Genomic DNA, 11,100 nt, shown 5'->3' on the forward strand with positions numbered 1-11,100 from the left:
GCAAGGTGCGCAGTGGCCGAAACGACCAGCCCCTCCAGGACGGTGCACGACATCGTCGAGCACATCCGAAACATCTCGACGAGCAACCACCAGCGCGGCACCCTCTTCGAGAACCTCATGGTCGCCTACCTGACCACTGATCCCACCTACACCAACCGGTTCGACAAGGTGTGGCGCTGGGCCGACTGGCCCGACGCTCCGGCGAGGAACGACGATGGTATCGACTTGGTCGCCCGGACCGTCGACGGCGGCTACTGCGCGATCCAGTGCAAGTTCTACGAGCCGCACCACACCCTGCAAAAGACCGATATTGACTCTTTCTTCACCGCTTCGGGCAAGGCTCCCTTCACCGAACGCCTGATCATCTCCACCACCGACAGGTGGGGGACCAACGCCGAGATCGCGCTCCAGCAGCAGCAGATTCCGGTGGCACGTTTGGGCCTGGACGAGATCTCCGCCAGCCCCATCGCGTGGGAACGGGTTTGGCCCGCGTTCGATGTGGAGATCGAGCTCGAACGCGCGCCCTACAAGGAGCTGCGCCCCCACCAAGATGAAGCCGTGGAGGCGGTCTTCGGCAACCTCCCCTCGCATGACCGCGGGCAGCTCATCATGGCCTGCGGCACGGGCAAGACCTTCACCTCGCTCAAGATCGCCGAACGCCTCGCCCGTGAACGTGCCGAGGAGAGCGAGGGCCCTACCCGGGTGCTGTTCCTGGTCCCGTCCATCTCCCTGCTCTCACAGACCTTGCGCGAGTGGTCCGCCCAGTGCCAGACGCCCCTGCGCAGCTTCGCGGTGTGCTCCGACACCAAGGTTGGCAAGAGGGCCACCGAGGCCGACTTCCAGGACATGGCCACCCACGACCTGTCCCTGCCCGCCACCACTGACGCCGCCAAGCTCGTCCAGCAGGTCCGCCTCACCGGGGCTGGCGACGGGGGTCTGCGGGTCATCTTCTCCACCTACCAGTCCATCGGGGCCGTGCACGAGGCACAGCGGGCGGGGCTGGGCGACTTCGACCTCATCATCTGCGACGAGGCGCACCGCACCACCGGCGTCACCCTGGCCGGGGAGACCGAGTCGCACTTCGTCAAGGTGCACGACAACGACTACCTGCGCGCCGACAAGCGGCTGTACATGACGGCCACCCCCAAGGTGTTCGACCCGAACATGGAGAAGGCCGCCAAGGACAAGGACGCCGTCCTGTGCTCGATGAGCGACGAGTCCCTCTTCGGCCCGGAGTTCCACCGGCTCGGCTTCGGCGAGGCTGTGGAGCGCGATCTGCTCACCGACTACCGGGTGCTCATCCTCAACGTCGACGAAACCGCCCTGTCCTCGACGCTGCAGTCCCAGCTGGCCGAGGACGGCGAGCTCAACATCGACGACGCCGCCAAGATCGTCGGCTGCTGGAACGGCCTGTCCAAGCGGGCCGGGCACACCCCCGAGGGCGAGGGGTTCAAGCCCGGCGAGGCCCCCATGCGCCGGGCGGTGGCCTTCGCCCGCAGCATCGCCGAGTCCAAGCAGATCCGGGACAAGTTCCCCACGATCGTCGACGGGGTCAACACCGAGCGCGACGAGCGGGGCGAGGCCCGCCTGCGCTGCGAGATCGAGCACGTGGACGGCACCTTCAACGCCCTGGAGCGCAACAAGCTCCTGGAGTGGCTCAAGGCCGACCCGGGCGAGGACACCTGCCGCATCCTGACCAACGCCCGCTGCCTGTCGGAGGGCGTGGACGTCCCCGACCTGGACGCGGTGCTGTTCCTGCACCCGCGCAACTCGGTGGTGGACGTGGTGCAGTCGGTCGGGCGCGTCATGCGCAAGGCCGACGACAAGGAGTACGGCTACATCATCCTGCCGGTGGGCATCCCCACCACCGAGAAACCCGAGAAGGCGCTGGGCGACAACAAGCGCTACAAGACCGTCTGGCAGGTGCTCCAGGCCCTGCGCTCCCACGACGACCGGTTCAACGCCACCGTCAACCAGATCGACTTCAACCGCAACAAGCCGGACAACATCATGGTCGGCTCGGTCACCGCGGAGGACTTCGACGGCACCCGCGACGGCATCGGCGGCGACGGCCAGGGCGAGGGCGGCGCGGGCCCCGACGGCACCAGCGGGGCCGACCAGGCCGTGCAGGAGATGATCGCCTACGACTGGGGCCAGCTCCGCGAGATGGTCTACGCGCGGATCGTGACCAAGGTCGGCGAGCGCCACTATTGGGAGGACTGGGCGGGCGACATCGCCACGATCGCCGAGCGCCACGTCACCCGGATCAGGGTCGCAATCGGCGATCCGGACTCGGACAAGGCTCAGGCCTTCGAGCGCTTCCTCGCCGAGCTGCGCGCCAACCTCAACCCCGGGGTGTCGCGCGAGGACGCCGTGGACATGCTCGCCCAGCACATGATCACCAAGCCGGTGTTCGACGCGCTGTTCGGCGACTACGAGTTCTCCACGAGGAACCCGGTGTCGTTGGCCATGGAGAAGATCCTCCAGGTCTTGGAGGACCAGTCCATCGGCAGTGAGGCCGAGACGCTGGAGGGCTTCTACGCGTCGGTGCGCAAGCGCGCCGAGGGCATCGACAACCACGAGGGCCGCCAGCGGATCATCACCGAGCTGTACGAGCGGTTCTTCAAGAAGGCCCTGCCCAAGACCGCCGAGGCGTTCGGGATCGTCTACACCCCGGTGGAGGTGGTCGACTTCATCCTGCGGGCTACCAACCAGGCGCTGTACAAGCACTTCGACAAGACGCTGTCCGGTGAGGGCGTGCACATTATCGACCCGTTCACCGGAACGGGAACGTTCGTGGTGCGCCTGCTCCAGTCGGGGCTGATCAGGCCCGAGGACCTGCTGCGCAAGTACACCGAGGAGCTGCACGCCAACGAGATCGTGCTCTTGGCGTACTACATCGCCGCGGTGAACATCGAGGCGGCCTTCCACCAGCAGTACGGTCAGCAGCACGGCGAGGACGGTAGCGGAGAGGACGAAAGGGAGTACGTGCCCTTCGAGGGAATCGTGCTCACCGACACCTTCCAGCTGACCGAGAGCAACAACGCCATCGAGGGCACCATGCTCGACGACAACAACGCGCGGCTGCGTCGGCAGAGAGCCCAGGACATCCGGGTGATCATCGGCAACCCGCCGTACTCGTCCGGGCAGACAAGCCAGAACGACAACAACCAGAACCAGAAGTATCCGAAGCTGGACGAGCGGATCACGGACACCTACGCAGCCAAGTCCACAGCACAGAACAAGAACTCGCTGTACGACTCCTACATCCGCGCGATCCGTTGGGCCTCGGACCGCGTGGGGAATGAAGGCGTCGTCTGCTTTGTGTCCAACGGCGGCTACATCGACGGCAACACCGCCGACGGGCTCCGTAAGAGCCTGACCGACGAGTTCAGCACGATCTACTGCTTCAACCTGCGCGGCAACCAGCGCACGGCAGGAGAGCAGTCCCGGATGGAGGGCGGCAAGGTCTTCGGTTCGGGCAGCCGGAGCACCGTCGCGATTCTGCTCCTAGTCAAGGACAGCAGCGCTGTTGGACCGTGCCGCCTGTTCTACAGGGACATCGGTGACTACCTTTCCCGCGAGCAGAAGCTCAGGATCGTGGCCGAGAGCGACTTGGACACGATTGACTGGCAGGAGCTCACCCCGAGCGAGCAGGGCGACTGGGTCAACCAACGCGATCCCCGGTTCCTAAAGTTCAGGGCCATCGGCGACCGGGAGACGGGCAAGGGGATCTTCGCGGCGTACTCCAGCGGGTTGAAGACCAACCGTGACGCGTGGGTGTACAACCACGACGGGGCCAAGCTTCAGCACAACGTCGAGCGCATGATCGATTTCTACAACGGTCAGGTGGACGCGTTCCAGAATCACTGCAAGGCGATAGGGATCATCCAGCCCGAACCCAAAGACGTTGAGTCATTCATCGACTATGACTCAACCAAAATAAGCTGGAACACCGCTGACAAGAGCAGGCTGAAGAAGAAGGAGAAATATTGCCTCGATGGCGATTCCATCGCCACAGGCACATACCGACCCTTCAACAAGCAACTGGTTTACTTCAACAGCAGGCTCAACGAGCGTACGTACCAGCTCCCCTCTATGTTCCCCTCACCTGAGGAAAAGAACTTCGGATTCTACGTGACCGGCATGGGTTCGGACAAGCCTTTCTCTGCTTGCATGGTCGACCAGATCCCTGACCTCGCCTTCTGGGGCTCCAGCAACGGCCAGTTCTTCTCTCGGTACACCTACCGCGAGACCGGCAACGGCGACGATCTGTTCAGCTCCTCCGAAGAACCGGGATTGGAGCGGGTCGACAACATCACCGATGCTGCCCTCACCGACTACCGGAAGACCTACGGCCTCGGGGTCACCAAGGACGACGTCTTCTACTACGCCTACGGCCTCCTCCACTCCCCCGAGTACCGCAGCCAGTTCTCGGCGGACCTGAAGAAGTCCCTGCCACGCGTCCCCAAGGTCACGGACTTCCACGGCTTCGCCGACGCGGGACGCAGGCTCGCCACGCTGCACATCGGCTACGAGAGCGTGAAACCGTACCCGCTGGAGGAGAAAGTCACCGGCCCCACACCCACGCCTCTCGACGAGCTGTACCGCGTGCGGAAGATGAGGTTCCCGGACAAGGACGACCGGTCCACGATCACCTACAACGACCGGGTGACCGTCAGCGGGATCCCTGAGCGCGCCTACCGCTACCAGTTGGGCGCGCGGTCGGCCATCGAGTGGATCATCGATCGCTACCAGGTCAAAACCGACAAGAACAGCGGGATCATGAACGACCCCAACGACTGGTCGGACGAACCCCGCTACATCATTGACCTGCTGGGACGCATTGTTACGGTGAGCTTGGAGACGGTAGACATCATCGAGGATCTGCCACCCCTGGAGATCCTGGACGCCTAGAAATGGCCTTACACAGAGGACCATCGTAAATCATGTTAAAAAAATAGAGACGCCTGGGATTAGGAAAAACCCCACATGCCTCCCATATTCCATCGCCCACCAGGAAACAGAAGCACACCCTGGAGGCACTGGTGACGGCTTTCGCCTGTGCATTTTGGGGCCTGTTTGGAGCGTTCGCAATCGAGGGACTACAGTTCAATACTGTAATCCGACGAACTAGATGCTGGCCTTGGCGGTATCCAGGCGAACCCTCTTTTGGCCCGTGGGCTGCATCCATCATCATTCGCCTTGCCATAGGAACTGGTCTTGCGACCGCAGCAGGGCTAGGAGATCAGGTTAGCGGAGCTTTTGGCGCTCTCGCAGTGGGAGTCGCAGCTCCCTACATCATCGAGCAGCTGAGTCGCACAGCACGCTTGACAAAAAATGCACAGCCGCGACAATTAGCAGCAGGACCTGGTGAAGGAGCTGAGACTGATGGCTAGGTTCACTGAGCAGCTTCTCGATGCACTTGGCAGAAACACCGGAGCTTATGGTGAGCCTACTGATGACTCTGAGCAGCCTGCGATCGTTGCTGTGCCCACCGTCAACCATGAGAGCGCTCGCATCGATGCCCGGGGGAATGACCAGGGCGACACAAAGCAGACAGATGACATAACGCTCGAACCAGAAGAAGTATCTCTACTGGCCGAAATTGCAACCGGTGTTACCACAGAGGTTGCAGCAAGGCATCTTGGGGTTGACGCACGCACCCTCCGAAGGAGAATCAGAGGGATCTGCGACAAGTTGGATGTCAACACACCTATCGAAGCGGTAGTCTGGGCAGCAAGAAGACAGTTTATTTAATAATCCACCACTTTTCATTTCTCTGATCCCAGCCAGAGGTTGGCTCAGTGCCTCAGTGACCGCGCACGCGTTGTCACAGATCTTCCCTACCATTGCTCCCATGAGATTCACTGCTCTGCACCGCTCCCTGGGGCTGCCCCCAGGAGCCGTGACCGACGAGATGATCGACGCAGTCGTAGACGCCAGGCTCGCCGAGACGACCGACCTGGACTGGAAGTCCGAGCTGCCACCTCCCAAGAACCTGTCAGGGTCCGATTTCCCCAAGGACATCGCCGCCATGGCCAACAGCGGAGGCGGCGTCATCGTCTACGGCATCAGTGAAAAACAGAAGGCCGCGACTGGGAGAGGTGACGTCGGTAGGCTTGACGAGAACCATGAACGGGCTCTGCGGCAGGTGGCCATCTCCGCGATCTCACCACCCGTCTTCGGCCTCACCATCGACTGTCTCGGTGAGCAGGGGCGCCGTGTGGTCGTAGTAGAAGTTCCCGCGAGCATCGACGGCCCCCATCTCATCCTGAGGAACCAGTTCTTCGGCGCCCCCATCCGCAACGACGCCGACACCTTCTGGATGCAGGAACGCCAGATCGAGGCGATGTACCGGGCCCGTTTCGAGGAACGCCGCAACGCCACCGAAGCCCTGGACACGCTGTATCAGGAAGCCGCGGCCGGCCGGGATGTCGACACGCGGGCCTGGCTGATCGCCGTTGCCCAACCGCGCATCCCGAAGCTGTTGCACCGTCCCTCACGAGAAGAGACGAGCAACATCATCTGGCGTGCCAAGGACCTCACGCTCACCTTCTCCACCCGTCTCGGCACACACCCGTTGGAGCATGTGGAGAGCGCGAACTTGCGTCCGGGGTTGCGCAGCTGGGTAGCGGTCGACGCCGCCCACCGTCAAGGTGAGCGGTGGCGGGAAGCTTGGGTGAGCGTCCACCACAACGGGGCGGTCACCGTGGCCGCTGCGGTCGGCGGGCACCGGAGCGGATCAGATAGCTACCACGCGGGCGGGGAGGTCGAGGGCCGAGACATCGAAGGGGCGGTTTCCGACCTCATGGCCCTGATCCGGGCGACTGCCGAAGGTCGTGGCGACAACGAGTACAACACCCGTGTTGGTATCGGATGGGCTGGACAGGGACCCTTGACGATTCTCACTCGAGATGGATTCGGTCACGCTTCCAGCGCATCATCCTTGCCGTTGAGCAGATTCACTCCCATCGACACCACAGTCACGACGGCGGTCTCGGACGCCGATTTCCACCAGCAGGTGTGGGACCTGGCGCAGGACTGCGTGAACCAAGGAGGAGTGCACCAGCTCTCTCTTCTCCTAACGCCTGAAGGGGAGCGGTAGTCGCACGGGGCAGCCCTGCAACCAGTCTCCCCCGAGCAAGGGCCGAGAGCAGCCGCTGTACAGCTCAGGGCTGGTCGAGCCTCTCCACCAGCTTTCCCGACGATACCGAGTGACGGAAGGCGATCCCGGCACACAGCACAACCTCATTCACAATCAGCACGAAACAAGAGCGAGTATTCGTTAAGGCTCTGCAGCAACCAGCGCCTCGGCAGCAGTAACACCAGGTGGCAACAGATGCACAACGCGGTTGTTCGTGTCGTACTCGACGAGTCGGTCCCTGTGCAGCTGCTTCAATACATCTTTGCGAAACGACGGCAGACCTGGGTGCTCCAACCACCGAAACAGGTCCGCTTCAGCTACGTCGCCTGCCTCGGTCAACAACAGCAGGAGGGTCTGCTGCTTCCATGTAAGTCCTTTCCTCAGCACGCGCCTCTTATCGCCATGCGTCCAAACCCATGCGACCTCCCGCTCGATGAGTCCGTCCACGATCGCTGTAGCTTCCTCGATCGTGAGCTTGTGGAGCAATCGCACCAGCTCAGCCATAATCCACTTGGATGTGTAAAGAACCACCGTGGCGTCCATCTGATTCGGATCGACTTCGGCACCGGCATGTCCCACACCACGGTTGTTCCGGATGTCGTACAATCCCAACATCATGCGCGGAATGAGGATGCGCGCCGACCGACTGTTCGGAACCTGCTGATAGACGGTCTGCATGTCCCAGCACCTGTTCGGCACACGGCTCGGTTTGTCCGCGCGCGCTGGGTAGGTCCCGCCCTCCAGCCATCCCTTGCAGATGGTGTAGACGGCTTCACACAACTTGCCGCCGTTCAATTCCGAGGGCTCCCAGCGGCGCTCCCGGTAGTTCTTGACGATCTCGTCGAACGCGTTCAGCAGGTCATCACGCAGTGTGGTCGGCAGTACCGAGAAGGCGTCCTCCGGTGCCAGGCCCACGTCAGGAGCCGCCCTCACCGCGCAGCATGCCCTGCACGTACACCAAGCCCTCATGAGTCACTTTGTAGATCTTGTTCGCCTGGCGGCTGCTGCCCGACTTCTTCAACTGGATCACACGTTGCGGCTTCTTCCGCATGTTACTGCTCAATGCGTCGGTGATGTTCGGTATTGAGTGCCCTAGGTTCTTGAGTTCAGTGTTGAGTAGACGCGACGCCCACTCAGCGCGCCCTTCGTGAACCTGTACCCAGTATGCTGCGACGAGCGCCTTAGACTCGTTAGACTGGGGCGAAGCGGCGGCGAACAACTCGGCGAAGTGCTCGTACGTCGGCGCTTGCTCAGTGATCTCTTCCTCAGTCACTTCAGCGGCACCCTCGTAATCCGGGCTGCCATCGCGGCCACCGCCATCCCGACGACCGTCGATCGGCACGCTAACGGCGTACCGCTCTGCCGCCCAGCGCAGCACGCGGCCCCGCGCTTCCTCTTCGAGGTCAGCTAGCGCAGCGGCTACTGCTGACATGGCATCGATCTCCGGGTCAGCCATGAGCCCTCCTACTTAGGCAGTGGCCCTCAAGAAAATACCCAATGCAAGTCTCTATAAACCTCATGTCTTCTTCCAATGGCGGTAGGCATCACGAGAAAGAGAATATGAGCCCGCTTGCGGGCTCTCTCCATTCTCGGGCCATGGTGCGGTCAGCGAACTACGCGACCCACGGGAGAGGCATCTCAAACCACCGCTAGCGCACGTGACCCCCAGCGCCTCGCGAGACCTTTCAACATAAACGACGCCGGCTGACCATAGAGGTCGGTATGGTTAGGATCCTAGACACCGCGGGTAGGGTTTCAGGTTGCGAAGGTACGCATCGCTAGGAGTTTCGGTGTTCATCTTAGTCCCCTTCCGGGCGATTTCATTAGCGACTGTTTCACTCTGGATGCGATGAGGGCACCGCGTCAACCCAGCACAGGATCCGATCTATGGTGGCGGCCCACGCGAACTTCTCTATTCCAGTGGGTGTGGGCGCACACCGACCGAGTGGAGCAAGGCTTTCATGGAGTCATCTCATTCGGTGGGTTTGGTGATCCTTTTGGCGCTGGACAGGACAACACAGGCCCAGATAAGCAGGGTGCCAGTCAGTGGGCAGCAAAGGACGCGCGTGGATCGGGGACCGCCACCGGGAAAGGGCGCAGATCGATCTCGATACCGGAACTCAAATGATCCTTGACCATGAGGTGAACGGCACTCATTATCGGGATGTTCTCAGAAGTCCACTGTCGCGGAAGACGTGCCGTTTTCCATGGTCGGCTCCGTCCCCTAGGGCGGGGTCACGCCGAATGTTCCCCGTCACTGGAAAACAGGGAACGGCGCACATGCTCCAGCGGCAGAGTGTGGAGTGGGTCGCGCATCCGCTCCCAGGGTTGGCTGACCAAGGTCTCCTGGCGATTCAAGCAGAAGTGCTGTCCGAGCGGCGACTCACCTTCGACCACGAACGGCTCGCTCTCCCACTGCGGGAACTGGTCGGCCGTCGCGTCCAGGGAGAAGAGAGTCCTGCCATCCTCGCGCAGTTCTAGCCAAACATGGGTCAGTGACCAACCCTGAGCGTCTTCCGCCTGATCGGCTGCTCCTGAGATCAGGGTCCAGTCGCCAAATCCGAGTTCTCGAAGAATCGAACCGACGGCCCAGGATGCCACCGAGCACGAGCCGCGAGGAAAGTCGCGCAACCAGTAATTATCCTCGACCGGAAATGTGCGCAACTTCGAGATCACTGACGTCATCACGGCCAAGGTCTGTTCGCAGATGTCACGGTGCATGTCACGTCGGAGGTACATGGCTTCAGTCTGTTCGAAACCGGTGCCACACACCACCCAACCGACGGTCACCCGCCTAGTAGTACTTCGTTAAGTTGCTGGTTTCTCGGTCCGGTTCCGCCATCATGGAGGCGTGGATCTGGTAGCCGTGGAAGAACTCCGTGAGGACCTCGACGCGTTCTGCGCCGAGGTCTTCGCCTCCATCCCCCGCAAGGACTCCCGGGCCTGGGGCAACTGCTACCTGCGCGGACTCATGCTGGACGGGCGACGCAAATCCATCCAACCCATGGCCCAGCGCCTGCCCGACGGCAACATGCAGGCCCTGCAGCAGTTCGTGGGCCAGTCCCCCTGGGAGCACACCCCTGTCCAACGCAGGGTCGCGACCATGGTCAGCCAGGCCATCGACCCGGACGCGTGGGTGATCGACGACTCAGGGATGCCCAAGGCGGGCACCGAGTCCGTCGGGGCGGCCCACCAGTGGTGCGGCGCCCTGGGCAAGCAGGCGGTGTGCCAGAGCGCGGTCAGTCTGCACGCGGTCACCGATGCCGCCTCGGTGCCGCTGGATTGGCGGCTCTACCTGCCCAAGGAGTGGGCGGAGGCCGACGATGAGCGCCGGGCCAAGACCGGGGTGCCCGAGCAGGTGGGCCACCGGCACAAGTGGCGGCTGGCCCTGGACATGGTCGATGAGGCCCGCTCCTGGGGGCTGGCCGACCAAGTGGTGGTGGCCGATGCCGGCTACGGGCAGATCCACGGCTTCCGCCGGGGTCTGGCCGAGCGGGGCCTGGACTACGTGGTCGCGGTGCCCGGCGGCCTGAACGCCCACCCCGGTGGGGCGGTGCCCGAAGTCCCCGAGCAGGAGGCGGGCACGGGGCGTCCGCCTCTGCCGCGTTACCGCACCCCGGCCCGCTCGTTGAAGGACCTGGCGCTGGAGCAAGGGCGTGGGGCGTTGCGCCGGTGCGTCTGGCGGCAGGGCTCCCGCGGGTCGATGCGGGGCCGCTTCCTGGTCATGGACGTGCGTTTGGCAGGAAAGTCCGCCCGTGAGGCGGCCCTGGCCGATGCTGGGGGCAGTCGGGCCTGGGACGGGGTGCTGCCCGCCCAGACGCTGATCGCCCAGTGGCCGCCTTATGAGGACGCGCCGTGTTTCGTGCCGGGTTCTTTAGAGGCTCGGAACCAACGCTTCGTCCTGCTCTGACACCGATTCCTGCTGGTAGAAGTTGTCTTCGAGCTCCGCTGGC

The 11,100-nt window shown here is 62.8% G+C and carries 7 protein-coding genes; 4 read left to right on the top strand and 3 right to left on the bottom strand.

Annotation, left to right across the window (positions count from 1 at the left end; all coding sequences use genetic code 11):
• The first annotated feature begins 12 nt into the window (after positions 1-12).
• From ACFQBR_RS32310 to ACFQBR_RS32320, 3 genes are all read left to right on the top strand, one after another.
• Complete coding sequence (locus ACFQBR_RS32310) at positions 13-4,917, top strand: DEAD/DEAH box helicase (protein ID WP_344182080.1); 4,905 nt, start codon at positions 13-15, stop codon at positions 4,915-4,917.
• 456 nt (positions 4,918-5,373) lie between these two features.
• Complete coding sequence (locus ACFQBR_RS32315; protein WP_378554950.1) at positions 5,374-5,760, top strand: helix-turn-helix transcriptional regulator; 387 nt, start codon at positions 5,374-5,376, stop codon at positions 5,758-5,760.
• A 148-nt stretch (positions 5,761-5,908) separates the two neighbouring features.
• On the top strand, positions 5,909-7,108 hold the full coding sequence (locus ACFQBR_RS32320) for an AlbA family DNA-binding domain-containing protein (protein ID WP_344182076.1): 1,200 nt from the start codon (positions 5,909-5,911) through the stop codon (positions 7,106-7,108).
• Between the two features lie 180 nt (positions 7,109-7,288).
• On the opposite strand, the gene ACFQBR_RS32325 is transcribed toward ACFQBR_RS32320, so the two are convergent.
• The 3 genes from ACFQBR_RS32325 to ACFQBR_RS32335 form a co-directional block, all read right to left on the bottom strand.
• The gene (locus ACFQBR_RS32325) at positions 7,289-8,062 is read right to left on the bottom strand and encodes a hypothetical protein (RefSeq protein ID WP_344182074.1); all 774 of its coding nucleotides are present in this window, start codon (positions 8,060-8,062) and stop codon (positions 7,289-7,291) included.
• 1 nt (position 8,063) lies between these two features.
• A complete protein-coding gene (locus ACFQBR_RS32330; RefSeq protein WP_344182072.1) occupies positions 8,064-8,603 on the bottom strand; it encodes a hypothetical protein in 540 nt (179 codons plus the stop codon).
• 779 nt (positions 8,604-9,382) lie between these two features.
• Positions 9,383-9,937: a hypothetical protein gene (locus tag ACFQBR_RS32335; RefSeq protein WP_344182070.1), complete on the bottom strand. Its 555-nt coding sequence runs from the start codon at positions 9,935-9,937 to the stop codon at positions 9,383-9,385.
• A gap of 61 nt (positions 9,938-9,998) precedes the next feature.
• Between ACFQBR_RS32335 and ACFQBR_RS32340 the strand changes: the two genes are divergently transcribed.
• A complete protein-coding gene (locus ACFQBR_RS32340) occupies positions 9,999-11,057 on the top strand; it encodes an IS701 family transposase (protein WP_344182068.1) in 1,059 nt (352 codons plus the stop codon).
• Positions 11,058-11,100: the final 43 nt, after the last annotated feature.

This window comes from Nocardiopsis tropica, assembly GCF_042660575.1.
In the GTDB taxonomy this organism is placed as follows: Bacteria; Actinomycetota; Actinomycetes; order Streptosporangiales; family Streptosporangiaceae; genus Nocardiopsis; species Nocardiopsis tropica.